The sequence below is a fragment of the Pseudonocardia sp. DSM 110487 genome, from assembly GCF_019468565.1.
Taxonomy (GTDB): Bacteria; Actinomycetota; Actinomycetes; order Mycobacteriales; family Pseudonocardiaceae; genus Pseudonocardia.
The window spans coordinates 4,161,818-4,188,232 of sequence record NZ_CP080521.1 but is presented as its reverse complement, the minus strand read 5'-3'; the positions used below and the strand labels follow the sequence as shown (position 1 = coordinate 4,188,232).

The window sequence follows — 26,415 nt, the reverse complement described above, 5'->3', positions numbered from 1 at the left end:
TTCACCCGGCCGGCCCAACGTGCCGCGTCGGGCGCGGCTAGCGTTGTGCAGGTGACTGCGGCCGAGCGGGGAAGCCGGGCTTACGGCGAGGGCCGGGCGGCGTTGCTCGCCGCGGCGGTGCGCGTCGTGGCCACGAAGGGCCTGCGTCACCTGACCTACCGCGCCGTCGCTCAGGAGGCGGGGGTGACGCACGGCCTCGTGACGCACCACTTCGGCTCTCGCGACGCGCTGATCGAGAGCGCCCTGCAGTACTCGCTCGACAACAGCGTCGCCGGGATGACGACCGCCCCGGGCAGCGGCCGGATCGATGCGCTCTTCGAAGGCCTGGCCCAGCTCGTCGCGGACGACCCGGACACGCAGGCGTTCCAGTACGAGCTCGCCCTCGAATCGCGGCGCCGCCCTGAACTGCGGCCCGCGCTGACGGCGCTCTACGACGGCTACCGCGAGGCCCTGCGGGAGGAGTTCACCCACATCGGCGTCGGGACCGACGACCCCCTCGTCCAGCTCGTCTTCGCCGCCCTCGACGGGCTCGTCTTCCAGCAGGTCTGCGGGGTCAACAACACCCCCACCGACGAGGCACTTGCCCGCCTGCGCGGGATCATCACGCTCCTCACGGAGAACCGCGCGTCCTGAGGACCGGGCCTTGTCCGTCCGCGCACGCCGGTTGTCCCGGAGCGCGGCTTCCGCTCGACCGGCCGGGCTTCCCGCCTACGTTGGTGCGGCCGGACGCGCGAGGGGAACCCATGTCGATCACCGCTGATCAGGTCCACCGCAACGCCCGCATCCACACCCTCGACCCGGCCCGGCCGGCGGCCTCGGTCCTGGTCGTCGCCGAAGGGGTCATCGTCGCCGTCGGCGACGAGGGCCTGCTCGGTGAGGTCGCCGGCGAGCCGGAGATCGTCGACCACGGTGGCGCGTTCCTCATGCCCGGCCTCGGTGACGTCCACAACCACCACATGACGGCCGGCAGGGCCGATCTGTTCGAGCTCCAACTCGACGCAGCCGCGGACCTGCACGGGCTGCTCGACGCGATCCGCGCCTGGTCGGCGACGCTGGCCCCGGACGCCTGGGTGGTCGGCGGCGGCTGGGGGAGCACGCTCATCCCCGCGCTGTCCGACCTGAAGGCGCTCGCCGCGCTCGACGACGCCGCGGGCGGCCGACCCGTCCTGCTGCGCGACGACAGCTGCCACAACCGCTGGGTCAGCTCCGCGGCGCTCGCCATCGCCGGCATCGACGCCGGATCCGCCGACCCGGCCGACGGCGCGGTCGTGCGCGACCCCGCCACCCGCGCGCCCGTCGGCCTGCTCATCGAGGCTGGCGTCATCCCGGTCGAGCGGGCCTACGCCCAGTCGGCGCCCACGAGCGTCGAGCAGAACGCCGAGGCCAGCAAGCGGGGCATCGACATCCTGCACTCCTTCGGCATCACGACCTTCCAGGACGCCGCGGCCTCGCTCCAGATGCTCCAGGCGCTGAAGCACCTCGACGACACCGGGCGCCTCGACGCGTGGGTCGTGACCTCGCTGCAGGTCAACGACAAGATCTTCGGCACGCACCCGCTCGGGCAGGACCTGATCGACCGGCGCGAGGCCTACCGCAGCACCCACCATCGGCCGGACTTCGTCAAGATCTTCCTGGACGGCGTGCCCACGTCGAGGACGGCGGCGTTCCTCGACCCCTACCTGCCCGACGACGAGCACGGCGCCGAGTGGCGCGGCGAGACCACGATGACCCAGGACGAGCTGACCGGCTGGCTGCTGCGCGTCGCCGGGCAGGGCCTCTCCGCGAAGGTCCACTGCACCGGCGACGGGTCGGTGCGCATGACCCTCGACGCGATCGCGGCCGTCCGCGCCGCCGGGCACACCGGCCCCCGCTTCCACATCGCGCACGGCCAGTACATCGCCGACGAGGACCTGCCCCGCCTCGCCGAACTCGGCGTCGTCGCCGACATCTCCCCCGCCCTGTGGTTCCCCACCGTCATCTTCGAGGCCATCTGCGCCTGCGTCCCCCGAGGCCGCGCGGAGCGGCTGCACCCCAACCGCAGCCTCCTCGACGCCGGCGTGCTCGTCGCCGGCGGCTCCGACTGGCCGGTCATGCCCTCCCCCAACCCCTGGTACGGCATCCAGGGCCTGGTGAACCGCTCCGACCCGACCGGCACCCTCCCCGGCCGCCTGTGGCCCGAGCAGGGCATCACGGTCGCCGAGGCCCTGCACGCCTACACCCTCGGCGCCGCCATTGCGATGGGCACCGACGACGTCACCGGCTCACTCGAACGCGGCAAGTCCGCCGACTTCGTCGTCCTCGACCGCGATCCCCTCGCCGTCCCCACCGACGAGCTCGCCGCGACCACCGTCGAGCAGACCTGGTTCGCGGGACGCAAGGTCCACGAACGCCCCGCCGAGAGCTGAGTCGAACACGCGTTCTACGATCAGCTCCCGTTCTATCGCGCCGGCACGAGGGAGCACACAGCGATGACCAACCCCGAGGAAGCAACCGCCGTCACAACCGCGGATGCTCCGGCCGCCGACGAGCCCGCCAAGCCGCGCCGTGGCCGACCGAAGGGTTCCACCGCCCGCACCACCCGCACGATCGAGCTCACCCTCACCGTCACGGGCACGGCCGACGGCGACTGGCAGGCCGAGCTCAAGCAGGGCAGCACGTGGCTCAGCCGGGGCCTCCCCGTCACCGCAACGGCCGTGTCGAAGGCGGTGCAGGAGCTGCACGCCGAGCTCGCCGAACCCATCCACGCGGTCATCGACGCCGCCCGCGAACAGCGCGCCGCCCGGGTCGCGGCGCTGGAGGCCGAGCTGGAGAACGCGCGCAAGGCGCTGGCAGAGCTCGAGGAGTAGCCCGCGGTCCGACGACGCAGTCCGGCGATCGAGCGTCTCGTCGTCCCTCGAGTCACTAGGCTCGCGTGATGATCGTCGAGCACCGTGGCGTCCGACCCGCCATACAGGCCTCCGCCTACGTGGCGCCCTCCGCGGTGGTGTGCGGTGCGGTCGTGCTCGGCGAGCGCGCCCGCATCCTGCACGGTGCGGTGCTCACCGCGGAGGACGGCGAGGTCCGCGTCGGGGACGACGTCGTGGTCATGGAGAACGCGCTGGTCCGAGGGCGCGGCACGCATCCGGCGATCCTCGGCGACGCCGTCCTGATCGGACCGCACGCCCACGTCAACGGCGCGACCATCGAGGACGAGGTGTTCGTGGCCACCGGCGCCTCCCTCTTCCCCGGCGCGGTGGCAGGCGCCGGGTCGGAGCTGCGGATCAACAGCGTGCTCCACGTCGGCTCACGGCTTCGGCCGGGGACCGTGGTCCCGATCGGCTGGATCGCGGCAGGCGACCCGGCCGAGCTGTTCTCGCCCGATCGGCACGACGCGCTGTGGGAGGTCCAGCGGGACCTCGACTTCCCGGGCACGGTCTACGGCGTCTCGCGGGACACCCCGATGCGCACGATCATGGCGCGACAGGTGGAGTTCTACGGGGCGCACCGGGCGGACCGCGTCGTGGACGGTGACGTCCCGAATTCATGACTCCCCCGTCCACGGGCGGAGCTTCTCGGGATTGCGGACCGCCCAGATGTTCCTGATCCGACCGCCCGCGACGTCGATCGCCATCACCGTCACGGTGCTGCCGTCGTGCTGGACGACCAGCCCGGGCTGACCGTTGACCGTGCGCTCCAGGATCGTCATGCCGGGGGCGAGGCCTGCGATGTCGACCAGCGTGCGTGCGATCCGCTCGCTGCCCTCGACCGGACGGAGCTCGGCGCTGACGAGGCCGCCGCCGTCGCCGATCACGGTGGCGTCGGGATCGAGCAGACCCATGAGGGCGTGGATGTCCTTGGCCTCCCACGCCTGCTTGAAGTCGCGGACGATGCCGGAGCGTTCGGCGGCCGGAGGTGCGGCAGCCTGCGTCGAGCGGATGCGACGGCGGGCCGACGAGGCCAGCTGGCGGCACGCAGCAGCCGTGCGGCCGACGATCTCGGCCACCTCGGGGAAGGGATAGCCGAAGACGTCGTGGAGGACGAACGCGACGCGTTCGGCCGGGGTCATCGATTCGAGCACGACGAGGAACGCCATGGTGACCGACTCGTCGAGGGTGATCCGGTCGGCCGGGTCGCCGGTCCGCCACTCCGTCGGCTCCGGCACCGGCTCCGGGATCCACTCGCCCACGTAGCGCTCGCGCCGGGCCCGCGCCGAGCCGAGCTGGTCGAGGCAGATGCGGCTGGCGACCTTCATCAGCCAGGCGCCAGGGGATGCGATGGCGTCCTGCTGATCGGGCGACATGGCGTACCAGCGCGCGTAGGTCTCCTGCACGACGTCCTCGGCGTCGGCCAGTGAGCCGAGCAGCCGGTAGGCGAGGTTGATCAGCTGCCGCCGCTCGCTCATGATCGCGCTCAGGTCCGGATCGGTCATCGTGTCGACGGCTCCTCGGTCACATCTGCTCTCACCTGTTCGACGAGACAGCGCTCCGATTCGTGAGGTCGCCACCTCACACTCGCCGTCGCTGTGTCGTCGGACCGTTGAGACATGGTCCCCTCTCCCCCAGGAGCCACCGAGCATGACGACCGCGACCACGATCGGCGCACTGACCGGCGACTACGTCATCGACACCGCCCACACGCAGATCGGGTTCGTCGCGCGCCACGCGATGATCACCAAAGTGCGGGGACAGTTCGACGAGTTCGAGGGCGGCGTACACCTCGACGGCGACGATCCGTCGAGCTCCAGCGCCCAGGTCACGATCCGCACCACGAGCATCCAGTCGCACAACGCCACGCGCGACGAGCACCTGCGCGGCAGCGAGTTCCTCGACGTCGCGAACCACCCGACCATCACCTTCACCTCGAGCGACGTGGAGCGCGTCGGCGACACCACGTTCGCGGTCACCGGTGACCTGACGATCCGTGGTGTGACCAGGCCGGTCACCGTGGACTTCGAACTGACCGGCGCCGAGACCGACCCGTGGGGCAACTTCCGGGTCGGCTTCGAGGGCAGGACGACGATCAACCGCAAGGACTGGGGCGTCAGCTGGAACGCAGCGCTCGAGAGCGGCGGCGTCCTGATCAGCGAGAAGGTGACGCTGGAGCTCGACATCGCCATCGTCCGCCAGCGGGGCGACCGCTGAGCGTCAGCAAGGTGGCTTTGCTGACATCCGGTCAGGGCGTGCGGTGAACCTCCTCGAGTTTTGCCCGGGTCCCGATCGGGCCGCCCGGAGTAGCGTGCCGACCAGCATCCGGGGATGTCCGGGTCGAACGCTCCGGGCCGGGCACCACCCGGCCGGTCCGGTCGTTGAGCGGACGAGACCACCGGCGGAGGAGAGAACCCGATGTCGTCGCCGTATGAGCCCTACCAACACGATCCCGACACCACCCCGGTCGGAAGGCCATCGGGGAGCAGCCGCGTCGGGGCCATCCTCGCCCACCTGTCGGCGCCAATCGCGGCGCTGCTCAGCGCCGGCTCGCTCAGCCTCCTCGGACCGCTGATCGTGTGGCTCGTGCAGAAGAACGACCCGTTCGCCCGCCGAGCAGCGGCGGGGGCGTTCAACTTCAACCTGAGTTTCTGGTTGCTCTACCTGCTCAGCTGGGTGCTGATCTTCACGGTCGTCGGCGCGGTCATCGGGATCCCGCTGTTCATCGTGCTGTTCCTGGTGTCGGCGTGGTGCCACATCAAGGGAGCCGTCCGCGCGGCCGACGACCGGTCCTACGACTACCCCTTCCAGATCCGCGTCCTGTCCTGAGCCCGGGTCGTCGCGGTCCTCCGCCGGGTGCCGTCAGGCGTTCGGGAGCCGGCCGAGGAAATCCACGATCCGCGCGGTCAGCAGCTCAGTGGCGGCGGGGTCGTACGAGGCCAGCGAGCTGTCCTCGAACAGGTGCCTGTCCCCCGGGTACAGGAACAGCTCCGCGGTCGGTCCGACGGTGGTCACCAGCTCGCGGGCGGCCTCGACGTCACCCTCACCCGCGAAGATCTCGTCGTCGGCCATGCCGTGGATCTGGACCGGGACGCCGTTCGGCCACGGACCGATCGCCCACTCGCCACTGACGGGCAGACAGGACTCGATGAGGACCGCCCCCGCCGCTCCGGGGCGTGTCTGTGCAAGCCGTTGTGCGTGCACGACGCCGGCGGAGATGCCGGCGTAGACCAGCTCGGCCGGGAGGTCGGAGGCCGCGGAGGCCGCCAGGGCCGCGAGGCCTGGGGCGTCCGCGGCCTCGTTGAACGCCTGGCCCTCCGCGATCGTCGGGAAGACCCGGCCCCCGTACAGGTCGGGGGTGTGGACCACGTGCCCGGCGGCACGCAGCCGGTCGGCGAACGCGACCACACCGGGCGTCAGGCCTTGAACGTGGTGGAAGAACAGGACCTCGGCCATGCGGCGGAGGGTAGCGATCAGTTCGGGGTCACTCGGCCAGGGCCGGGTTGCGCTTCACCGCGACGAGGCTGGCGATCGTGGTGATCGCGAGCACGCCGACGATCACGGAGAGCGACAGCCCGATGCCGATCTCCGGCACGGGGATCGGCTCACCGCCGTTGAGGAACGGCAGCTCGTTCTCGTGCAGGGCGTGCAGCACGAGCTTCACGCCGATGAAGCTCAGGATCACGGCGAGCCCGTAGGGCAGGTAGATCAGCCTGTTGAGCAGGCCGCCGAGCAGGAAGTAGAGCTGGCGCAGACCCATCAGGGCGAACGCGTTCGCACTGAAGACCAGGAACGCCTCCTGGGTCAGGCCGAAGATCGCCGGGATGGAGTCGAGCGCGAACAGCAGGTCGGTGAGCCCGATCGCGAGCATCACGATGAGCATCGGGGTGGCCCAGCGCTTGCCGTTGACGCGGATCGTGGTCTTCGAGCCGTGGTAGTTCTCCGTGACGGGGAGCACTCGCCGGACCAGGCCGAGGACCCTCGGCTCCTTCCACTCGTCCTCGTCGCCGCCGATGCCCTGGCGGACCATGTTCACCGCCGTGTAGATCAGGAATGCGGCGAACAGGTAGAACACCCAGCTCAGGGCGTTGATCGCGGCGGCGCCGACGGCGATGAACAGGCCGCGCATCACCAGTGCGATCACGATGCCGACCAGCAGGACGCGGTGTTGGTGGATGGCCGGTACCGCGAACGCCGACATGATGATCACGAAGACGAAGAGGTTGTCGACCGAGAGCGAGTACTCGGTGATGTAGCCGGCGAAGAACTCCCCGGCGTAGGTACCACCGGCGAAGTACCAGATACCCAGGCCGAACAGCACGGCGAGCCCGATGTAGAAGAGCACCCAGCGGGTGGCTTCCTTGATCGTCACCTCGTGGGGCTTGTGATCGACCAGGAACAGGTCGGCGAGGATGATGGCGGCCAGGCCACCGATGGTGGCGAACCACAGCCAGATGGGCACGTTCAAGGGGAGCCTCCAGAGTCTCGGGCAGCGGCCAGCCGCCCCGAGGTCTCTCCCCTTCGCGTCCCTGTGGGGGAACTACGAATCGATGACACCGGGTTCGGGACCCGCGTGATTGGCGATCCTGGGCCGCGGGCCCTTCTCCGTGCTGACGGCGCCACCGTTGCTGGGATACTCCCCTGCGGTGCCCCTTCAGCCTGCCCGGAGATCATGCGAATTGCCATTCCGGGTGACCCACAACACCTGCGCCGAATGACCCAGGAGGTCAATCTGTCCCGTTTACTTATTTTGTCCGATTTTCTTGGTTGGTCATGAGCCGCGGCGCCAGCACCCGCGTCCCCGGCCCGACCCGGCCCCCCGGCCCGGGAAGCGCCTCGGTGTCGGCCACGGTGAGCGGCTCGCGACAGTGCGCGCACATCATCACCGGCGCCGTGTCGTGGCCGCAGGGGTGATGGCGCAGCCGCACGGGCGGCCCTGCCTCGGCGCCGTACCACCGGTCGCCCCAGTCCATGAGGGCGAGCAGCACGGGGTAGAGGTGCGCACCCTTCTCGGTGGCGCGGTAGTGCTCGCGCGGCGGCCGGTCCTGGTAGCGCTCGCGGGTGAGCACCCCCTCGGCCACCAGTCGGGCGAGCCGGGCCGCGAGCACCTTGCGGGAGATGCCGAGGTCCTCGGCGATGTCGTCGAAGCGGGTCACTCCCAGCAGCACGTCCCGCATGATCAACGCGGTCCACGCGTCGGCGACGAGGTCGGCCGCCCGGGCGATGGAGCACGCGACACCTGCGAGCGAGGTCCTGGTCATGGGGACACGCTAGTCAGTTCCCTCAGGGAACCCGGCCCCGCTAGGGTCGGTCCCGTGGGGACGAATCCGGGGGCAGCACGTATCGAGCTCGACTCACCCGACGCCGTCGACGGCCGGCACATCCGGGCGGTGGCGTTCCAGGAGGTCCGGCTGCAGTACGTCCGGCGCACGCTGGCCAGGACCGGTCTCGCCCCCGAAGGCGCCACGGCGGTCGTGGTCGGCAGCGGCCGCGGCGACCTCGCCCGTGGGCTCGCCGGTCTCGGCATGACGGTCACGGCGCTCGACCCCTCCCCCGCCGCCACGGAGCTGGCCCGCCGGGCGGACCCGGGGTCGTCGGCGAGCTACCGGACGGCCGCCGCGGAGGACCTCGGGTTCCTCCCGGACGCCGCGTTCGACGTGGCCTACTGCGCGGATACGTTGGAGATCACCTCCGCCCTCGACGGCGTGGTCGCCCATGCCGCACGGGTGTTGCGGCCCGGTGGCGTGCTCGTCTACGACACGGTCGCGCGCACGCCGGTCTCGCGGCTGATCTACCTCGGTGCATTCCAGGCCATCCCGGTCACGCGGATCATGCCGCCGCACCGGTATCGGGCCGAGCGGTTGCGCCCGCCGGCCGAGATCGCGACCGCTCTGGCCACCGCGGGCCTGATCAGCGAGGACGTGTGCGGATTCCGCCCACGCAGCGTCGCAGCCCTGGTGCGGGCCGTGCTCGCCCGCAAGAGCGGGCGCCTGTGTGACGAGGACATCCCCACGGCCGTCGAGTTCGTGCTCGACCCCGGCCACGCGCCGCTCGTCACGTATCTCGGGGCGGCCCGCAAGCCGGAATAGCCGGACAGCGGGAGCCGTCCGGCCGACGATCTCGTTCGGGTGGTCCTTCACCGTCGCGAGGTCGGGGGTTTGCGAGCCGGACCAGCGGTCCGGAGCCTGTGCCCATGCCCACCAACCGACTCTCGCCTGCGGTCCTCGCCCTCGCCGCCGCTGCCGCGATCGCGGGGTGCCAGACGACGGTCACCCCCGCGCCGCAGGCGGATCCGCCCGCCGCGACGGCGACGCCCGGCGAGCCCGCGACGACGACGCCGCCGGCGCGGGCCGGGCGCTGCACGCTCGACCAGCTGACGGCCTCGCTGGGCCGTACCACCGGCGAGGCCGGTCAGCGCCACACGACGGTCGTGTGGACGAACACCTCCACCTCCGACTGCGTGATGGACGGTTTCGGCGGCGTCGACCTCGAAGGCCCGGACGACCCGATGGGGCGCACGTACTCGCTGCCCCGCACGTCCGCGACCCCGCAGTCGTTCACGCTCGCGCCCGGGCGCGCCGCCCACACCACGATCACGTGGCTGCCGCCGCAGGACGGACCGGGCTGGACCCCCACCGCGATGCTCGTGACGCCGCCGAACGAGACCCGTTCGGCCCGGCTCGACTGGCCGGGCGGGGCGGTGCTGCGCCAGGACGGCGCGACCCACCCGGGCACCTACATCGGGCCGGTCGGCCCCGGCGCCGAGGGCTGATCCGCATCACCCCTCGAGCGGATTCGGGTCCCGTGCGACCACATCCCGTGCGACGCGGGTGAAGGCCCGGATCCGGTGGTTCTCCGCCGTGGTCCGCCAGACGAACCGGCGCTCCCTGCGCAGGCCGTCGCGGATCGGGACGTAGACGATGTCGGGTCTGGCATCGAACCGGGCGGCGTGCGCGGGCACCGGGAACATCCCCTGCCCCGCGCCGACGAGGGACAGCATCTCCTGGATCGTGCTGAACTCCTGGCCTCGTTCGATCGGCCTGCCGCCCGGGGTGCGGCGGGGCACCAGGCTCTCCTCCATGTAGTCGGGGAACGAACGGGGCCGCAGGACCTTGTCGCGGGCCAGGTCCTCCATCGAGACCGACTCGCGCCGGGCGAAGGGATGGCGGGACGAGACGGCGAGCATCGTGGGCTCGTCGAACAGGACCGGGCTCACGGCCATGTCGGGTTCGGCGACCCTGACCGGAACGAGAACGAGGTCGGCCTCGTCGGCGCGGAGCAGGTCGAGGAAGTCGTTGTAGCGCGCTTCCATGACCTGGACGTGGCAGGCGGCGTGCAGGTCGTGGAACGTGGTCGCCACCCGGTGCAGGAACTGGCCGACGGCGGTGCCGATGAAGCCGACGCGCAGCTCGCCGTCGATGCCGCGCCCGGCGGCGATCGCCCGGTCGATGCCCTCCAGGATCTGTTGGTGGGCGGGCCGCAGATCCGACTCCAGGCGGCCTCCGATGGGCGTGAGGGCCACCCGCCTGCTGGTCCGCTCGAACAGTGCAGCGCCGATCCGGCGCTCCAGCTTCCTGATCGTCTGGCTGACGCGGGCGGTGGAGACGTGCAGCCGCTCGGCGGTCCGCCCGAAGTGCAGCTCCTCGGCCAGCGTCAGGAAGATCTCGAGGTCGCGCCGTTCCACCGTGAACCCCAACCGTGAACCTGTGGGTTAACGACCCTTGCACACCTGGTCGTTGTTGCCAATCCCGTTCCGGCCGATCGTCGAGTCATACAAACCAGCGGCCCGCAAGGAGCGACGACATGACCGACCAGCTCACCCTCGTCATCGGCGGCAACGGCAAGACCGGCCGTCGCGTCGTGCAGCGGCTCACCGCCGCCGACCGGCCGGTACGGATCGGCTCCCGGTCCGGCGGCGTCCCGTTCGACTGGGAGAACCCGGCGACATGGGAGCCCGCACTCGAGAACGTGGACGCCGCCTACGTGTCGTACTACCCGGACCTCGCCGCGCCCGGAGCACCCGCGGTGATCGGCGCGTTCGCCGAGACCGCGCTGAAGTCCGGCACCCGCCGGCTGGTGCTGCTGTCCGGCCGCGGCGAGGAGGAGGCCCAGGCCAGCGAACAGGCCCTCGCGGAATCGGGCGCGGACTGGACGGTCCTGCGGTGCAGCTGGTTCAACCAGAACTTCAGCGAGGACTACCTGCGCGAATTCGTGGTAGCCGGGCACCTCTACCTCCCGGCGGGCGACGTCGGGGAACCGTTCCTCGACGCCGATGACATCGCCGACGCCGCCGCCGCGGTACTCACCCAGGACGGCCACCTCGGCGAGGTCTACGAGCTGACCGGCCCCCGGCTGCTCACGTTCGCCGACACCGCCGCCGCCATCTCGGCGGCCACCGGACGCACTGTCGGATACACCCGGATCCCCGTGGAGGACTTCACCGCGTCCCTCGCGGCCGACGACGTCCCGGGCGACGTCGTCGAACTGCTGAGCTACCTGTTCACCTCCGTCCTCGACGGCCGCAACGAGTACGTGTGCGACGGGGTCCAGCGGGTGCTGGGACGGCCCGCCCGTGACTTCGCCGACTACGCCCGCGACACCGCCGCCACGGGCGTCTGGAACGGGGGCCGGCCGTGAACGCGCTGCAGACCGTCACGCTCCTGACGGCCACGATCAGCACGGGTCTCACCGCGGGCGTGCTGTTCGCCTACGCCTGCTCCGTGATGCCCGGTCTGGCCCGCTCGTCCGATCACACCCTCGTGGAGACGATGCAGAACATCAACCGCGCGATCCTCAACCCGTGGTTCCTGCTGCCGTTCGTCGGGTCGATCCCCGTCACCGCGCTGGCGGCGGTGCTGGCATGGCGCGGCGACGGAGTGTCCGCACTGCCATGGATCATCGCCGCGCTCGTGGCCTACGTGGTGGCGTTCGCCATCACCATGGCCGTCAACGTCCCGCTGAACAACGAGCTCGACACGGCAGGGGCCCCGGAACGCATCGCCGACCTGGCCGCGGTGCGCGAACGCTTCGAGAACCGCTGGGTGTTGTGGAACGGCCTGCGCACCCTCGCCCACACCGCTGCCTTCGGCCTCCTCGCATGGGCGCTCGTCCTGTACGGAGCCCACAGCAGCGCCAACGCGTGAGCACGGTGTGCCGGCCGCTCCGGCGGTCGGCACACCGCGTTCCGGGCGGGAGGAGGATGGGCCGGGTGCAGACCTACGAGCTGAGACCGATCGGGTGGGTCCGGTCTCCGCTGACCGACCGGGGCGCCGCACCGAAGCAGGGTGACGAGGGTGCGCCGCCCGCTCGCATCGTCGTCCGTCCCGAGCTCGCCGAGGCGATGGCCGACCTCACGGCGGGTACGACCGTCATCGTCCTGACCTGGCTCCACGAGGGCGACCGCGGCGTGCTGTCCGTGCACCCCCGCGACGACGCCAACCGGCCGAGGACCGGCGTGTTCTCCACGCGATCGCAGGATCGCCCCAACCCGGTCGGGCTGCACGTCGTCACGATCGCCGGGATCGAGGGCACCACTCTCGACGTGCGCGACCTCGAGGCGATCGACGGCACACCGGTGATCGACATCAAACCGGTGCTCGGCCCGGAGCGCTGAGAATGATCGCGCTGCCCGACGACGCGTTCCCGCCGATCCCGTGATCGGTAATCTCGGCGGCGCACATCCCGGGGATGCGAGGAGCGCACGATGAGGGCTTCCCGCCGCCGGCGGATCACGAGCGCGGACGTCGCGCACGAGGCGGGCGTGTCCCGCGCCACCGTCAGCTACGTCCTGAACGACACGCCACACCAGACCATCCCCGAAGCCACGCGCCTGCGGGTCCTCGGCGCCGCGGCCAGGCTGGGCTACACCCCCTCCGCCGCGGCCACGGCACTGCGCCGCGGCCGGTCGGACGTCGTGCTCGGCCTGCTGCCGGACTGGCCCGTGGGATATGCGGTGGGGCGGGTCCTGCAGGAGGTCACCACCGCGTTCGCCCGCCACCAGCTCACGTTCGTCGTCCACCCGGACTCGCGCAGCACCCGCCCGCTCACCGAGATCTGGAAGACCATCACCCCGGTCGCGGTGCTGGCCTTCGACGTGATCTCGGCCGAGGACGCCGCGGCCATGCGCGCAGCAGGCGTCGAGGTCGTCGTCGCGCTGCACGCCTCCACCGACCAACAGGCAGCCGAGCGGCAGTCCGGCGAGCTCCTCCAGCCCGAGAACCCGGTCGGCGCCCTGCAGGCCCGCCACCTCGCGGGCTCTCACCGGCGGCTCGGATTCGCCTACCCCGACGACCACCGCGTCGCGGTCTTCGCCGACCCGCGCCTGCAGGGCGTCCGGGAGGTGTGCGCCGAGCTGGGCCTGCCCGAACCGGACGTCCGGACCGTCCCGCTGCGGCCCGACGGCGCGGCCGCCGCTGTCGGGTCATGGCTCGCGGCCGAGCCGCCGGTGACGGGGATCTGTGCCTTCAACGACGAGCTCGCGATGGCCGTGCTGGCCGGCGCGCGGCGCCTCGGCCTGCACGTTCCGGACGACATCGCGGTCGTGGGAGTGGACGACGTTCCCGCGGCCGCGGTTGCCGACCCGCCGCTGACAACGGTGGTGCAGGACTTCACCGCGATCGCCGAGCACCACGTGGGCAGCGTCGTCGCCGCGCTCGCCGGTCAGGCGATCCCCGGCGCGCCGATCAAGAGCGAGTACCGCCTCGAGATCCGGGAATCGTCCTGACCGGGCGCAGGTGGGCGACGAGGAACTCGAGGGTGGACCGGTGCAGCCGGGCCCGGTGCGGAACGGTGCTCCAGCCGTGGTCGGCACCCGGAACCACCTCGAGTTCGGCGTTGCCGGTGTAGTGATCGAGGTAGCGGCGGGCGTACAGGACCGGTGCGACGTCGTCGGCGTCGCCGTGGATGATGCGCACCGGCCCGGTGTAGCCCGCTGAGCGCCCGTACACGTCGAGACCGGCGATGTCCCTGGCGAGTGCCGGGCTCATCCGGTGACCGTCGGCGTCGAAGTAGCCCTGCCGGGCGAACTCCGCGTCGAGGTTGCGGCCCTTGATGTGCCCGCCCCGCACGTCGAACGGCGCGACGGCCGCAGGCGACCACAGGCACAGCGCCCGGATGTCCGCCAGCTCGGCCGCCGCGATACCGGCGACGACGCCGCCCATGCTCATCCCGAGCAGTGCGACCCGGTCCGGGTCTGCGAACTCGAGGGTCCGGACGGTGCGCACCACCGTCTTGGTCTCGGCGATCTCGCCGGTGATGGTGACGTCGAAGAAGTCGCCGTCGCTCTCCCCGTGACCCGACAGGTCGAAGCGGACCGACGCGATCCCGTTGCTCTCCAGCAACCTCGACATCCGCACGAACGACGGGACCTCGATCCGGTTGGACGTGAATCCGTGGACGAACACCACGACCGGCCAGCGCTCCCCCGCCCCACCGCCGGGGACGTGGACGGCGGACCGCAAGGTCAGCCCGTCGTGCCGGAAGTCGTGATGGCGGATCACGTCGGCACGTCCTCCAGCTCACGCGCCTTCGGCAGCCGCGGCACCCAGAACAGGCCGATCGCGTTCGCGACCACGGTGAAGGCGAACAGCAGCCTCGGATCGGCCAGCGCGATCGCGGGGGTGACGAAGGCGGCCAGCGCCGCGACGACGCGGGCGAAGGCCATGGTCAGCCCGCCCGCGGTCGTCCGCAGCCGAAGCTAGCTGCGGAGCCGAGCACAGTCAAGCCCAGCTTGTGAAAGCTTTCAGAGGCTGCACTCACGGCGTCGTCGAGCCCTTGCTCACACACCGACATCTGCCCTCACGCACCGACTTCAGCGCGGGCGCCGGCCTGCGTCGGCCGTCCGGTCGCACGCCCGACGACACCCTCGCGGACTGTCGGTGGTCGAGTCGGGCCGACGCCCTACCGGCGTCGCGCAGTGTGCGGGGCATACAGCGCGGGCAAGCCAGAGGCCTGCCCCTCAGGGCGCGCGGCGCCACCGGAGGCGGTTCAGGCGGACATGATCGAGGCCGGGGACGCGCCGAACTGTTGATCAAGGCGCCATTCCGGGGGTAATGCGCCGATCAAGGCGAAATGGTCGCTAGATGATCTCCGATCGCGACCATCAGCCCTTGATCGCCGCGCTGACCTGCCGGTATCGGGTGTAGATGGTTGTTGTCGCGACCGTGGACAACCGATACTGCAGATGATGGTGTCGCCCCCGGGGTGGCGGGCGGCTCGATCTGGCAACAGGCTCACAACGACCCGGGAACGCGCCGAATCGGCGATCTTGCGGCGATGGAGGCCACCTGGGCGACAGCTGTGGCCGCCGGCGGGGCCGTCGCACCAGCGGGCGGCCTCGGCGCACACGTCCGGAGGTGTGTGTGACGACGTGAAGGTGTGCGGGACCGGGCTCGCGTCAGGAACCGGTGAACGGTCGTGGCCATCGCCCTAGTACTACAGCTCGACTTCGTGATCTTGCTGGTCGAGGCGCGGGAATGCGGACTGCCACCGCGCGATGATCATCAGTTGGTGGACATCAGAAGATCACGAATCCTGCGGCCGAGTTTGCGATCACGGGTGTGTCGGCGCTGGCGCCGGGGCCCGTTCGCCGGTGGGCCGCGGCCCATGATCCGCAGTACCGGTTGCTCACGGCTGTGCCGGCAGCAATGAGCAACCGCTACTCGCGATCTTCCCGTGCATGATCCGGAGTTACGGCCCCCGGCTTGGGGGCACGCCTGTTCTCGACGAGACCGTCGCTGCCGAGTGCCTACGCGACTGGCTGTGGTGCCGACCCGCCACATCCCAGCCCGCTCTTGGATGATCAGGGCGAGACCACCCCTGGGACGCGCAGCTCCATGATCAGCAGGAACGGGGCACCAGCTGCAGGGGTACAGCCCAGGTCCCGATTCCGCTGATCACGCCCCAGATTCCAGGGGCGGCAAGGAGGCGAGGACGGGACCACAGCCAGTCAAGTGGCACCCAAGCCGCGGTGGTCTCGTCCGGACCGGGCGTGCCCCCGCGTCGGGGACGGGCGCCCGAGCAACCACATGATTCGGTAGTGCACCCAACCCAGCCACCCCCGCAAGGCGACGCGGTCGAGGTGAACCGGCGGGAACACAACGGCGGCCGGGGCTGGTGGGTGAGCGCCGGGTGGCCCGGGCCGGGGAACGGCGCGCCCACGAAAGGCGCGGCACCCGGCCGCACCCCCCGGGGCGCGTTCCGCGGAACGCACCGCGGCCCAGGCGATGATCAGCGGTTCGGTACGAAAGCCGACGCCCCACGTCGGGAAAGGCACCAATCTGACGATCACAGGCCCTCGCCGGCCCGGCCCCGTGTCGCCCGGCGCGCTCGTTCTCGGGTGGCGCGCCAGGTCGACCGGGATGGCTGGCCGATGACCAGGTGCGTCGACGGGCACGGGTTGCACCGGTGTCGTCGGCTCCGCCGTGCCGCGATGCTCCCCCAGCCCTGCGATCAGAAGAACGAAAGTCCGGGCTGTAGTACTAGCCAGTCACCGCGGATGCCTCGTGATCGGCGTGGGCGCGGCGCAGGAGCGCCATGAGCTGCTCCTCCTCCCGGATCCGCGCCCTGCGCTTCTCCGGAAGCCTGCGCAGCTGGGCCTCCTCGGCGAGGAGCTTCTGGAAGATGTCCTCGCGCACGGCGGGATCGGTCTCGCACATCAGGTACTCCGTTGCGTGCCGCCGCGCGGCGGCCACCAGGTTCACCGCTCGTCCCTTCGAGCTGGTCAGCGACGCGATCACGGTGACGACCAGCACCGCGAGGATGATGACGAGCGACACGCCCGTGCTGATCTCGACGACCGCCACGGGCTCGCCACCGTTGACGAACGGCACGTTGTTCTCGTGCAGCGCGTGCAGGATCAGCTTTACACCGATGAACGCGAGGATGGCGGCCAGCCCGAAGGAGAGGTAGACGAGCCGGTCGAGCAGCCCGTTCAGGAGGAAGAAGAGCTGGCGCAGCCCGAGCAGGGAGAACGCGGTGGCCGTGAACACCACGTACACGTTCTGGGTGAGCCCGAAGATCGCGGGGATCGAGTCGAGCGCGAAGAGGATGTCGGTGCTGCCGATGGCCACCATGACCAGCAGCATCGGCGTCATGACCCGGCGCCCGTCCACCACGGAGAAGAGCTTGTCGCCGTCATAGCCCTCGGACGTGCGGAACAGGCGGCGGGCGAGCCGCACCATCACGTTGTCGGCGGACCGCTCCTCGGAGTCGCGGGGCCGGATGATGTTGCCTGCGGTCATGAGCAACGCGAGCCCGAAGATGTAGAAGACCCACGCGAACGTGCTGATCAGCGTGGCTCCCAGGAAGATGAACGCGGTGCGGACGACCAGGGACATCGCGATGCCGAACAGCAGCACCTTCTGCTGGTCGGCGCGCGGCACCCGGAAGCTGGTCATGATGACCAGGAACACGAACAGGTTGTCGATCGAGAGCGCCTTCTCCGTCACGTAGCCCGCGAAGTACTCCGCCCCCATCGCGCCGCCGCCGAAGACCAGCACCGCGACGCCGAACAGCAGCGCGATCCCCACGTAGAGCGCCGACCACAGGGCCGCCTCCCGCAGCGTGGGCACATGCGCCTTGCGGACGTGGAAGAAGAAGTCGAAGGCAAGCAGGCCGATGATCCCCAGGACCGTCGCCCACCACAGGACGCCCGCCACACCGCCTCCAGTGGATCTCGATGACCGTTTCCGGCGACGGTCCCAGACAACCAGCAACGGCGCAGCGGCGACAGGTCCTCGTGATCCTCCGATCGAGCCCCAGGCCACGACGATGTGCGTTGGATCACATCCGTCCCTGACGCCCAACGCAGCCGGTCGGGGCCGGGTCGGCCCGGGCATGACGTCGAACTCGCGATCGAACCCGGCTCCGCGCACGTCGGATGGGACGGGCGAGGGCCGCGGCAAGCAGCTCGCCTCGCCCGCGGGACGGGTGCGGTTTCCCGGGATCAGCCCGCGCGCCTACGAGCATCCGGTGGACAGGGGTGCGCTCGCCACGCTCCGGATGGCCCCCGGGTTCGCCGAGGTGCTCAAGGCGATGTCGGGCTTCTTCCACGAGCGCGGGGAACGGCTCAGGGCCGTCGGGTCGGCGATCCGCGTCGGTCCCACCCAGTACCCGGAGCTGGACCGGCTGCGCCACGAGTGCGCTGAGATACTCGACATCGACCCCGTGCCGCAGATGTTCGTCGCCCGTGACGCCAGTGCCAACGCGATGGCGCTCGGCATGGACGAGCCGTTCATCGTGCTGAACACCGGCCTCGTCGAGCTGCTCGACACCGACGGACTGCGGTTCACGATCGGCCACGAGATGGGGCACATCCTGTCCGGCCACGCCGTGTACCGGACGATGATGGTGCGCTTGATCGATCTGCAGCTGACCATGTCGTGGATGCCGGTCAGCGCGCTCGGGCTGCGGGCGATCATGGCCGCGCTGAGCGAGTGGTACCGCAAGGCGGAGCTGTCGTGCGACCGCGCGGGGCTGCTGTGCGCCCAGGACCCGCGCGCCGCACTGGAGACCCATATCGTGCTGGCCGGCGGGCTACGCCCGGTCGAGGTCGACATCCCCGCGTTCCTGCAGCAGGCCGCCGAGTACAGCGCGGGCGAGGACATCCGCGACAGCCTGCTGAAGCTGCGGCACACCGAGCGGCTGAGCCACCCGCTCGCCGTGGTGCGGGCGGCGCAGCTGCAGCAGTGGGCCGCGTCGGTCGAGTACCGGGCCATCCTGGCAGGCGACTACCCGCGCCGGACCGACCAGCGCCCGTCGGACCACTGGTCGACCGACATCGGCTCGGCCGCCAGGAGCTACCGGGACGCCGTCGCCTCGTCCACCGATCCGCTCGCGAAGGTCTTCACCGACGTCGGCGCGGCCGTATCCACCACGGCGGAGCGCATCAGGGGACGGTTCGGTGCCGACCGTGCGGAGTAAGGCGTGGCTCGTGCTCGCCGCCATCGCGATCCTCACCCGCCCACCGAGCGGCCCCTGCGGCAATTGTTCCGCCGTCAACGGGCGTACTGCAGGTCCGCCTCGACGATCTCCGCGCCGATCGCGTCGCAGGCAACGGTGAACGTGTAGTCCGCCGCCCATCCGGCGGACCCGCCGCTGCCCAGTGCACCCGCACCCGCTGCTCGAGCGGGGTGACGGCGTCGACGCACACGACGACATCACCCGTCCGAGCATTCTGCCGGGCGGGCTACGCGCCCTGGGAACGGCGCTCGAACAACTGGTCGCGCGCCACGTCGAGGGCCCGCGCCACCGCCCCGAACAGCACATCCCCGTCGCCGAGCTCGCTCGCCACGATCCGGGGCCGCAGCGGCCCGAGCTCCGCGATCCGGCGCGAGATCGCGTCGCCGAGCATGTCGAGGTTGCGCCCGACGCCGCCGCCGAGCACGACGAGGTCGGGGTCGAGGATGGCGGTCACGGCGGTGATCAGCGCACCGATCCGGCGCCCCTCGGCCTCCACGATCACCTGTGCCCGCTCGTCATCCGCCGCGGCGGCGGCGAAGACCTCCTTCGCCGAGCCGAACGGCAGCCCGGCGTCGCGAGCGGCCTGCACGAGACCCGAAGCCGACGTCGCTGCCTCGGTCATGCCTCGCTGGCGGGTGTCGAACCGCGGCACCTCCAGGTCGCCGCTCGGCAGGAACGACACCTCGCCGGCCGCGCCGGTGCCGCCGACGTACAGCGAGCCGTTGATCACGATGCCCATGCCGACGCCCGTGCCTACGGAGACGAGCACGAAGTTGCGCACTCCGCGCCCGGCGCCGAACGTCAGCTCGCCCACGGCCGCCAGGTTGATGTCGTTCTCGATCGCCGACTCCACCTGCAAGGCCGTGCGCAGCTGCTCGACGAGCCCGGCCCTGCCCCAGCCGGGCAGGTTGGGCGCGAGGTCGAGGCGTCCGGTGGTGCGGTTGAGCACGCCGGGACTGCCGATCACGGCGTAGCGCACCGCAGGCCACTCGATCCCGGCGTCGGCCGCGAGCTCACCGGCGAGCGCGCGCACGCGCCGCACCAGCTCGGTGCCGGACCGTGCCGTGTTGCGTGCGTCGCGCCGTCCCACGAACTCGCCGCGCAGGTCGGCGATGGCCAGACGGATCCATTTGCGGCCGATGTCGACGCCCGCGACGAGCCCGGCCCGCGAGTTCATGTCGTAGATCGCCGTGCTCGGCCCCGGCTTGCCGCCGCGCGATTCGACCAGGTGCACCAGACCGGCCGCCTCCAGCCCGGCGAGCGCCGCGGAGACGGTCGGCTTGGAGAGCCCGCTGGCCGCCGCCAGGTCACCGCGGGAGGACGGGCCGTGCTCGCGCAGGTGCTCCAGGAGCAGCCGCTCGTTCATGGTTCGCAGGAGCTGCGGGTTCCCGACCTGCTTCCTCATCGCCCGCCCTCTCCACGTCCTGCGGGGGTCAGGAAGGTGGCCTTCCTGACCCCCGGTCGCCGGTCACAGCCCTCGACCACCCCCCACGGTCGAGGGCTTCTGGACACCAGCGCCATTAGTAAACTACCTTTCTTACCAACGCTCAACCGGGCGCCCCGCTCCCGTCAAGAGGGTGACTCCATGCGTCGAGACCGTCTCATCATCGCGGCAGGGGCCGCGCTGCTCCTCGCGGCGGGCTGCGGATCCGATAGCGGCGGGGGGACCGCCGCGAGCAGCGCCCCGGGCGCGGAGGCCGCGACGGTCGCGCTCTTCCTCCCCGAGTCGAAGACCACCCGCTACGAGCAGTTCGACAAGCCGGTGTTCGAGGCCAAGCTGAAGGAGCTGTGCCCCGACTGCGCGTTCCTGTACTTCAACGCCGACCAGGACGCCGCCAAGCAGCAGAGCCAGGTGGAGTCGGCACTCACCCAGGGCGCCGACGTGCTCGTCCTCGACGCGGTCGACGCCGACGCCGTTGCACCGCTGGTCAACCAGGCCACGCAGCGGAGGATCCCGGTCATCGCCTACGACCGGCGGATCTCCGGCATCGGCTACGACTACTTCGTGTCCTTCGACAACGTCGAGGTCGGCGAGGTGCAGGGCCAGGCGCTGCTCGACGAGCTGACCAAGCGGGGCACCGCAGGCACCGGCCAGATCGTGATGATCAACGGGTCGCCCACCGACCCGAGCTCGGCCGACTACAAGAAGGGCGCTCACAACGCGCTCGACGGCAAGGTCACGATCGGGCGCGAGTTCGACACCCCCGACTGGAGCCCCGACAAGGCGCAGGAGCAGATGGAGCAGGCGATCACCTCGCTCGGCCGCGACTCGATCGTCGGCGTCTACTCGGCCAACGACGGCATGGCCACCGGCGCCGTCGCCGCGCTCAAGCGCGCCGGTTACGCCACCCTGCCCGCGCTGACCGGCCAGGACGCCGAGCTCGCCGCCGTGCAGCGGATCCTCACCGGTGAGCAGACGATGACGATCTACCTGAACATCAAGGTGCAGGCCGAGACCGCCGCCGAGGCGGCCGTCGCGCTGGCCAGGGGTGAGAAGCCGAAGACGACAACGACGGTCAACAACGGCACGGCGGACATCCCGACCACGCTGCTCGACCCGATCGCGGTCACCAAGGACAAGATCAAGGACACGATCGTCGCTGACGGCTTCTACACGGTGTCCGACATCTGCACGCCCGACATCGCCGCAGCGTGTGCGGCGGCAGGGCTGTCGTGAACCCGAGCGGAGCTTGCGGAGTGAGCACCGACTCGGGCGACGAGCAGAAGCCCGTGCTCTCGGTCCGCGGCGCCACCAAGCGGTACGGCGCCGTGCAGGCCCTCGCAGGCGCCGACCTCGACGTCCACGCGGGCGAGGTGGTCGCGCTGGTCGGCGACAACGGCGCGGGCAAGTCCACGCTGGTCAAGGTGATCTCGGGGGCGATCACCGCCGACAGCGGAACCATCGCGTTCGACGGCGAGCCGGTGCGGATCGCCCGACCCCAGGACGCGCAGGCGCTAGGCATCACCACCGTGTTCCAGGACCTCGCGCTCTGCGAGAACCTCGACGTGGTCGCGAACCTGCACCTCGGTTCCGAGGTGCGCAGCTACAGCGTGCTCGGCGAGATCCGGATGGAGCGCGCCGCGCGCGACCTGTTGCGCTCGCTCGACGTGAAGATCGCAGACGTGCGCACGCCGGTGGCGACGCTGTCGGGAGGGCAGCGCCAGTCCGTGGCGATCGCGCGCGCCCTGCTCGGCGAGCCGAGGATGGTCATCCTCGACGAGCCGACTGCCGCACTGGGTGTCGAGCAGACCGCGCAGGTCCTCGGATTGATCAAGCGGCTGCGCGAGCGCGGGCTCGCCGTCGTACTGATCTCGCACAACCTCGCCGACGTCCGCGAGGTGAGCGACCGGGTGGTCGTGCTGCGGCTCGGGCGCAACGCCGGTGTGTTCGAGACGGCGTCGACCACGCAGGAGGAGATCGTGGCGGCCATCACGGGCGCCGGCTCGTACGGGATCGCGTCGTGACCGAGGTGGCCGTGAACGTGCCTGCTCCCCGTGCGCACGGCCGTCGTGTGCTCGACGCGGCGCGGGACCGCGTGCGCCGCGGCGACCTCGGTTCGCTCCCCGTCGCGGTCGGGCTGATCCTCATCGCGATCGTGTTCTCGTCGCTCAACCGGCACTTCCTGTCCGCGGAGAACCTCACCAACCTCGCGCTGCAGATGGCCGCCACCGGCACGATCGCGCTCGGGATCGTGCTCGTGCTGCTCCTCGGCGAGATCGACCTCTCGGTCGGCTCCGTGAGCGGCTTGTCCGCCGTCGTCATGACGCTGCTGTACACGCAGCAGGGCTGGAACCCGGTGCTGTCGGTGCTCGGCGCGCTCGCCACCGGTGCCGTGATCGGCCTCTTGCACGGCCTGATGCGCACGAAGCTGTCGATGCCGTCGTTCGTGGTCACGCTCGCCGGCCTGATCGGCTGGCTCGGCCTGATGCTGTTCCTGCTCGGCCCGGCCGGCACGGTCAACCTGCCGTTCGACCGGGGTATCGCGGCGCTGTCCGACACGTGGCTGCCACCGTGGCTCGGCTGGGGGCTGGTGGTCGTTCTGGCCGGCGTGCACCTGACGGCGTCCCTGGTCACCCGGCGGATGCGGGTAGCGGCGGAGCTCGCCGTGCCGGGTACGGCGTGGGTGCTCGCGCGCTCGGCCGGGCTCGCCGCGCTCCTGGCGGGTGGGGTCATCGTGCTGAACGCCGACCGCGGGGTCCCGCTCACGCTGGTGATCTTCGGCGGGCTGGTGGTGCTGCTCGACCTCGCCCTGCGCCGCACGGTGTGGGGCAGGCGGATGTACGCCGTAGGGGGCAACGCCGAGGCGTCGCGACGGGCCGGCATCAACGTCACACGGGTGCGGATACTGGCCTTCGTCGGCGCGTCGACGCTCGCGGCGGTCGGCGGGGTGCTGGCCGCGTCCCGGCTGGCCGCGGTCAACCAGACCTCCGGCGGCAGCGACATCCTGCTCAACGCGATCGCCGCAGCCGTGATCGGCGGCACCAGCCTGTTCGGCGGCCGTGGCCGCGCCTACGCCGCGCTGCTCGGCATCCTGGTGATCCAGTCGATCACCAACGGGATGCTGCTGCTCAACGTCGACTCCTCCGTGCGGTTCATGGTCACGGGCGCGGTGCTCGCGATCGCGGTGGCGATCGACTCACTGGCGCGCCGCGGGACGGCGGACGGGCTGAAGTGACCGAAGGGCACGTACGAGCGGGCTACGTCCTCGCCGTCGACTTCGGGGGCACCAAGGCGAGCCTCGCCGCGTTCGACGCGACGGGCACCGTGCTGGCGAGCGAGCGGCTCCCGATCCACGCGGAGCGGGGCGCTGAGCAGGCCGTCGCCCGCACCGTCGAGGTGGCACGCTCGCTGGTCGCCGACGTCGGGGCGGGCACGCTGCTCGGCTCCGGCGTCGCCAGCCCTGGAATCGTGCTTCGCGACCGGGTGCTCCTCGCGCCGAACGTGCCGGGCTGGTCGCGGCTGCGGCTGCAGGACACGTTCGAGGACGCGCTCGGGGTACCTGCGACATGCGCGACCGACGTCAAGGCCGCCGCGCTGGCCGAGGCGCGCTGGGGACACCTGCACGGTGTCCACACCGGGCTGCACCTGAACCTGGGCACCGGGCTCGCGCTCGGCGTCGTCGTCGAGGGCACTGTGCTGACCGGTGCACACGGCGCGGGCGGCGAGATCGGCTACAACCTGCTCCTCGCGGGCGACCGCGCAGGCCCGCACGACGGGCACGCCCCGCTGGAGCAACGCGTCGGCGGCGGTGCGATCGGTGCCCGCGGCCGCGAGGTCGGCGGCGACGGCGATGCGGCGTCGGTGTTCGCACTGGCCAGAACCGAACCCGCGGCGCGCGCCTTCCTCGAGGAGACCATCGACGAGCTGGCCGTGCACGTCGCCAACGCCGCGATCCTCGTCGATCCGGCCCGGATCACGGTCGGCGGCGGGATGGCCCGGGCGGCCGACGTCGTGCTCGCCGCGCTGAAGGCCGTGCTCGACCGGGCCGTGCCGTTCCCGCCCGAGCTGGTGACCGCCCGCTTCGCGCAGAACGGGCCGCTCGTGGGCGCGGCCGCGCTGGCGTGGGACGCGGTCAGCCGATGACGTCGATGCGTTGGGTGCCGACGACCGAGAGCAGCCGCAGCGCCTCCTCAGAGGACGAACCCGGGTCGGCGGTGTAGATGACGACGTGCTGGTCGCGGTCGGCGATGTCGAGCACGTCGCAGTTGACGGTGACCGGACCGACCAGCGGGTGTGGGAAGGTCTTGCGCAGGATCCTGGGGGCGTCGACTTCGCCGGCCGCCCACAGGCCGGCGAACGCGTCGCTCCCGGCGCGCAGCTCGTCCACCAGCCCGGCCACCTCCGGCGAGTCGGGGTACCTGGCCGTGGCGGCCCGCAGGCCGACGGCCACCGAGTGCGCGAACTCCTCGGCGTCCGACACCCCGTACAGGCGGCGGCCGTCCGGGTGCGGCCCGAGGAACGCGCGGCGAGCCAGGTTCCGGTCCCGGGGCGGCACCGCCGAGAAGTCCTCCATGAGGGCGGCCGCCAGGTCGTTCCAGGCGAGCACCTCGTAGATCGCCGAGTTGACGGTGGCGGCGGCCAGCGGCAGCCGCCGCACCAGGTCCAGGATGCTGGGCCGCACCTCCCGTTGCGGTCCCGGCGGCGGGGCCGGCGGCACTCCGGCCAGGTGGTACAGGTGGTCGCGTTCGGCGTCCGACAACCGCAACGCCCGGGCCAGACCGGCCAGCACCTCGCGCGACGGGCTCGGACCGCGCGCCTGCTCGAGGCGCGTGTAGTACTCGGTGGAGATGAACGCGAGCTGCGCCACCTCCTCGCGGCGCAGGCCGGGCGTACGCCGCCGTCGCCCGGCGGGCAGCCCGACGTCGGCGGGCGTGATGCGCTCACGCCTGCTGCGCAGGAACGCCCCGAGCCCGGACCTCGCCATACCCTCCAGTATCCGCGGACCAGCCGGCTCAGGCAGGTACAGCCAGTACATGGCTAAACCCCGACCGCTCGGCGCAGGGTCGAAGGCATGACCACGACACCGAGAACGACACCGAACCCCCTCCATCCGGCTGCCGGCCTACTGGCCGGCAAGGTCGCCTTCGTCACCGGCGCGGGCCGCGGCATCGGCGCGGCCGCGGCCCGCCTGTTCGCCCGCGAGGGCGCCACGATCCTCCTCGCGGCCCGCACCGAGTCCCAGCTGAAGACCGTCACCGACCAGATCCGGGCCGACGGCGGCACCGCCGACCACGTCGTGTGCGACCTGGCCGACCCGGCCGACGTCCGGGCCGCCGTCGACCGCGCCGTCGAGCTGTTCGGCCGGCTCGACGTGGCCTTCAACAACGGCGCGACGATCACCGCGCCCGTCCCCGTCGATGCGGTCTCGCAGGCCGACTTCGACCACCTCTACGAGGTGAACCTCCGCGGGACGTGGCTGGCGATGGCCGCCGAGGTCGGCGCCATCCGCGCCACCGCCGGTACCGGCGCCATCGTGAACAACTCCAGCGTCGGCAGCCTGCGCGGAAACCCCGTCCTACCCGCCTACGGCGCCATGAAGCGGGCTGTCAACAGCCTCACCGAATCGGCTGCCGTCACCTACGGCCCCGAGGGCATCCGCGTCAACGCCATCGCGCCCGGCAACACGCTCACCGAGATGATCCGCACCTGGGAACAGCACACGCCCGACCTGCAGGAGCGGCTCGTCGCGGCGACGCCCCTGCGCCGAGGCGCCGACCCCGACGAGATCGCGCAGGCCGCGGCCTGGCTGCTCAGCGACCGCGCGTCGTTCGTCACCGGCGCCGTTCTGCCGGTCGACGGCGGGGCGCGGGCCTGAGCCGCCGTCACCCGGCAGAGCCCTCCATCTGCTCCACAAGGCTCCGCGGGCGCATGTCGGTCCAGTTCGTCTCGATGTGCTCGAGTGCCTCCTTGCGCGGGCTGGGCCCGTACACGGCCGTCCAGCCTGCCGGGATCACGGCGAACGTCGGCCACAGTGAGTACTGCCCCTCGCCGTTGATCAGGGCGTAGAACTCGCCGTCCTCGTCGTCGAACGGGTTCGTCGACATCTGTTAC

Annotated in this window: 30 protein-coding genes; 18 read left to right on the top strand and 12 right to left on the bottom strand. The window is 71.3% G+C overall.

Features of this window, described 5'->3' with window-relative positions; translation table 11 throughout:
- The first annotated feature begins 51 nt into the window (after positions 1-51).
- From K1T35_RS19425 to K1T35_RS19410, 4 genes are all read left to right on the top strand, one after another.
- Positions 52-633, top strand: a complete 582-nt coding sequence (locus K1T35_RS19425) for a TetR/AcrR family transcriptional regulator (protein WP_220261534.1) — start codon at positions 52-54, stop codon at positions 631-633.
- A 110-nt stretch (positions 634-743) separates the two neighbouring features.
- The gene (locus K1T35_RS19420; RefSeq protein WP_220261533.1) at positions 744-2,405 is read left to right on the top strand and encodes an amidohydrolase; all 1,662 of its coding nucleotides are present in this window, start codon (positions 744-746) and stop codon (positions 2,403-2,405) included.
- Positions 2,406-2,468: 63 nt separating this feature from the next.
- Positions 2,469-2,846 carry a DUF6319 family protein gene (locus K1T35_RS19415; RefSeq protein ID WP_220261532.1) on the top strand — a complete coding sequence of 126 codons (378 nt, stop codon included), beginning with the start codon at positions 2,469-2,471 and terminating at the stop codon, positions 2,844-2,846.
- 68 nt (positions 2,847-2,914) lie between these two features.
- The gene (locus K1T35_RS19410) at positions 2,915-3,526 is read left to right on the top strand and encodes a gamma carbonic anhydrase family protein (protein ID WP_220261531.1); all 612 of its coding nucleotides are present in this window, start codon (positions 2,915-2,917) and stop codon (positions 3,524-3,526) included.
- On the opposite strand, the gene sigJ is transcribed toward K1T35_RS19410, so the two are convergent.
- Positions 3,521-4,408: an RNA polymerase sigma factor SigJ gene (sigJ, locus tag K1T35_RS19405; RefSeq protein WP_220261530.1), complete on the bottom strand. Its 888-nt coding sequence runs from the start codon at positions 4,406-4,408 to the stop codon at positions 3,521-3,523. The two genes, K1T35_RS19410 and sigJ, sit on opposite strands and share 6 nt — an antisense overlap.
- 145 nt (positions 4,409-4,553) lie before the next feature.
- Between sigJ and K1T35_RS19400 the strand changes: the two genes are divergently transcribed.
- Together K1T35_RS19400 and K1T35_RS19395 are read left to right on the top strand one after the other, a co-directional pair.
- Positions 4,554-5,120 (top strand): YceI family protein, encoded by a 567-nt coding sequence (locus K1T35_RS19400; RefSeq protein WP_220261529.1) that lies wholly within the window; start codon positions 4,554-4,556, stop codon positions 5,118-5,120.
- Between the two features lie 201 nt (positions 5,121-5,321).
- On the top strand, positions 5,322-5,732 hold the full coding sequence (locus K1T35_RS19395) for a DUF4870 domain-containing protein (RefSeq protein WP_220261528.1): 411 nt from the start codon (positions 5,322-5,324) through the stop codon (positions 5,730-5,732).
- 33 nt (positions 5,733-5,765) lie between these two features.
- Here K1T35_RS19395 and K1T35_RS19390 read toward each other — a convergent pair whose 3' ends face one another.
- The 3 genes from K1T35_RS19390 to K1T35_RS19380 all read right to left on the bottom strand — a co-directional run bounded on the left by K1T35_RS19390 (position 5,766) and on the right by K1T35_RS19380 (position 8,164).
- Entirely contained in the window at positions 5,766-6,359 is a 594-nt protein-coding gene (locus tag K1T35_RS19390) for a dienelactone hydrolase family protein (protein WP_220261527.1), read from the bottom strand.
- A 28-nt stretch (positions 6,360-6,387) separates the two neighbouring features.
- Positions 6,388-7,371: a TerC family protein gene (locus K1T35_RS19385; protein WP_220261526.1), complete on the bottom strand. Its 984-nt coding sequence runs from the start codon at positions 7,369-7,371 to the stop codon at positions 6,388-6,390.
- A gap of 277 nt (positions 7,372-7,648) precedes the next feature.
- The gene (locus K1T35_RS19380) at positions 7,649-8,164 is read right to left on the bottom strand and encodes a helix-turn-helix domain-containing protein (RefSeq protein WP_220261525.1); all 516 of its coding nucleotides are present in this window, start codon (positions 8,162-8,164) and stop codon (positions 7,649-7,651) included.
- A gap of 54 nt (positions 8,165-8,218) precedes the next feature.
- Here K1T35_RS19380 and K1T35_RS19375 point away from each other — a divergent pair, with 54 nt between their 5' ends.
- Together K1T35_RS19375 and K1T35_RS19370 are read left to right on the top strand one after the other, a co-directional pair.
- Positions 8,219-8,992 carry a methyltransferase domain-containing protein gene (locus K1T35_RS19375; protein WP_220261524.1) on the top strand — a complete coding sequence of 258 codons (774 nt, stop codon included), beginning with the start codon at positions 8,219-8,221 and terminating at the stop codon, positions 8,990-8,992.
- Between the two features lie 104 nt (positions 8,993-9,096).
- The gene (locus tag K1T35_RS19370; RefSeq protein ID WP_220261523.1) at positions 9,097-9,675 is read left to right on the top strand and encodes a DUF4232 domain-containing protein; all 579 of its coding nucleotides are present in this window, start codon (positions 9,097-9,099) and stop codon (positions 9,673-9,675) included.
- Positions 9,676-9,681: 6 nt separating this feature from the next.
- Here the strand turns inward: K1T35_RS19370 and K1T35_RS19365 are convergent, their stop codons facing one another.
- Positions 9,682-10,599, bottom strand: a complete 918-nt coding sequence (locus K1T35_RS19365; RefSeq protein WP_255622275.1) for a LysR family transcriptional regulator — start codon at positions 10,597-10,599, stop codon at positions 9,682-9,684.
- A 107-nt stretch (positions 10,600-10,706) separates the two neighbouring features.
- Between K1T35_RS19365 and K1T35_RS19360 the strand changes: the two genes are divergently transcribed.
- From K1T35_RS19360 to K1T35_RS19345, 4 genes are all read left to right on the top strand, one after another.
- Positions 10,707-11,540, top strand: coding sequence for an NAD(P)H-binding protein (locus K1T35_RS19360; protein ID WP_220261522.1), 834 nt, complete (start codon positions 10,707-10,709; stop codon positions 11,538-11,540).
- Positions 11,537-12,046 (top strand): DUF1772 domain-containing protein, encoded by a 510-nt coding sequence (locus K1T35_RS19355; RefSeq protein WP_255622273.1) that lies wholly within the window; start codon positions 11,537-11,539, stop codon positions 12,044-12,046. The genes K1T35_RS19360 and K1T35_RS19355 overlap by 4 nt, the downstream gene beginning before the upstream one ends.
- 65 nt (positions 12,047-12,111) lie before the next feature.
- Positions 12,112-12,516 (top strand): tRNA (N6-threonylcarbamoyladenosine(37)-N6)-methyltransferase TrmO, encoded by a 405-nt coding sequence (gene tsaA, locus K1T35_RS19350; protein ID WP_255622270.1) that lies wholly within the window; start codon positions 12,112-12,114, stop codon positions 12,514-12,516.
- A 90-nt stretch (positions 12,517-12,606) separates the two neighbouring features.
- Positions 12,607-13,626, top strand: a complete 1,020-nt coding sequence (locus K1T35_RS19345) for a LacI family DNA-binding transcriptional regulator (RefSeq protein WP_220261519.1) — start codon at positions 12,607-12,609, stop codon at positions 13,624-13,626.
- Here the strand turns inward: K1T35_RS19345 and K1T35_RS19340 are convergent.
- From K1T35_RS19340 to K1T35_RS19330, 3 genes are all read right to left on the bottom strand, one after another.
- A complete protein-coding gene (locus tag K1T35_RS19340; RefSeq protein WP_220261518.1) occupies positions 13,586-14,401 on the bottom strand; it encodes a S9 family peptidase in 816 nt (271 codons plus the stop codon). The genes K1T35_RS19345 and K1T35_RS19340 overlap by 41 nt on opposite strands.
- Positions 14,398-14,565 (bottom strand): hypothetical protein, encoded by a 168-nt coding sequence (locus K1T35_RS19335; RefSeq protein WP_220261517.1) that lies wholly within the window; start codon positions 14,563-14,565, stop codon positions 14,398-14,400. The genes K1T35_RS19340 and K1T35_RS19335 overlap by 4 nt, the downstream gene beginning before the upstream one ends.
- A gap of 1,816 nt (positions 14,566-16,381) precedes the next feature.
- Entirely contained in the window at positions 16,382-17,560 is a 1,179-nt protein-coding gene (locus K1T35_RS19330; protein ID WP_255622267.1) for a TerC/Alx family metal homeostasis membrane protein, read from the bottom strand.
- A 178-nt stretch (positions 17,561-17,738) separates the two neighbouring features.
- On the opposite strand from K1T35_RS19330, the gene K1T35_RS19325 reads away from it, so the two are divergent.
- Positions 17,739-18,824 carry a M48 family metallopeptidase gene (locus tag K1T35_RS19325; RefSeq protein ID WP_220261515.1) on the top strand — a complete coding sequence of 362 codons (1,086 nt, stop codon included), beginning with the start codon at positions 17,739-17,741 and terminating at the stop codon, positions 18,822-18,824.
- Positions 18,825-18,898: 74 nt separating this feature from the next.
- Here the strand turns inward: K1T35_RS19325 and K1T35_RS19320 are convergent, their stop codons facing one another.
- Positions 18,899-19,051 carry a hypothetical protein gene (locus K1T35_RS19320; RefSeq protein ID WP_220261514.1) on the bottom strand — a complete coding sequence of 51 codons (153 nt, stop codon included), beginning with the start codon at positions 19,049-19,051 and terminating at the stop codon, positions 18,899-18,901.
- Between the two features lie 38 nt (positions 19,052-19,089).
- A complete protein-coding gene (locus K1T35_RS19315) occupies positions 19,090-20,268 on the bottom strand; it encodes an ROK family protein (RefSeq protein ID WP_220261513.1) in 1,179 nt (392 codons plus the stop codon).
- A gap of 180 nt (positions 20,269-20,448) precedes the next feature.
- Between K1T35_RS19315 and K1T35_RS19310 the strand changes: the two genes are divergently transcribed.
- Genes K1T35_RS19310 through K1T35_RS19295 form a run of 4 tightly spaced genes read left to right on the top strand, consistent with a single transcriptional unit; the run spans position 20,449 to position 24,447 of the window.
- Positions 20,449-21,540 carry a sugar ABC transporter substrate-binding protein gene (locus K1T35_RS19310; protein ID WP_220261512.1) on the top strand — a complete coding sequence of 364 codons (1,092 nt, stop codon included), beginning with the start codon at positions 20,449-20,451 and terminating at the stop codon, positions 21,538-21,540.
- A gap of 20 nt (positions 21,541-21,560) precedes the next feature.
- Positions 21,561-22,328, top strand: coding sequence for an ATP-binding cassette domain-containing protein (locus tag K1T35_RS19305; RefSeq protein WP_220261511.1), 768 nt, complete (start codon positions 21,561-21,563; stop codon positions 22,326-22,328).
- Positions 22,325-23,539 (top strand): sugar ABC transporter permease, encoded by a 1,215-nt coding sequence (locus tag K1T35_RS19300; protein WP_220261510.1) that lies wholly within the window; start codon positions 22,325-22,327, stop codon positions 23,537-23,539. Before K1T35_RS19305 ends, K1T35_RS19300 begins: the two co-directional genes overlap by 4 nt.
- Positions 23,536-24,447, top strand: coding sequence for an ROK family protein (locus K1T35_RS19295; RefSeq protein ID WP_220261509.1), 912 nt, complete (start codon positions 23,536-23,538; stop codon positions 24,445-24,447). Before K1T35_RS19300 ends, K1T35_RS19295 begins: the two co-directional genes overlap by 4 nt.
- Here K1T35_RS19295 and K1T35_RS19290 read toward each other — a convergent pair.
- The gene (locus K1T35_RS19290) at positions 24,437-25,288 is read right to left on the bottom strand and encodes a helix-turn-helix transcriptional regulator (RefSeq protein ID WP_220261508.1); all 852 of its coding nucleotides are present in this window, start codon (positions 25,286-25,288) and stop codon (positions 24,437-24,439) included. The two genes, K1T35_RS19295 and K1T35_RS19290, sit on opposite strands and share 11 nt — an antisense overlap.
- A gap of 87 nt (positions 25,289-25,375) precedes the next feature.
- Here K1T35_RS19290 and K1T35_RS19285 point away from each other — a divergent pair, with 87 nt between their 5' ends.
- A complete protein-coding gene (locus tag K1T35_RS19285) occupies positions 25,376-26,179 on the top strand; it encodes an SDR family NAD(P)-dependent oxidoreductase (RefSeq protein WP_220261507.1) in 804 nt (267 codons plus the stop codon).
- Positions 26,180-26,186: 7 nt separating this feature from the next.
- Here the strand turns inward: K1T35_RS19285 and K1T35_RS19280 are convergent, their stop codons facing one another.
- Positions 26,187-26,408, bottom strand: coding sequence for an MbtH family protein (locus K1T35_RS19280; RefSeq protein WP_220261505.1), 222 nt, complete (start codon positions 26,406-26,408; stop codon positions 26,187-26,189).
- Between the last annotated feature and the right edge of the window lie 7 nt (positions 26,409-26,415).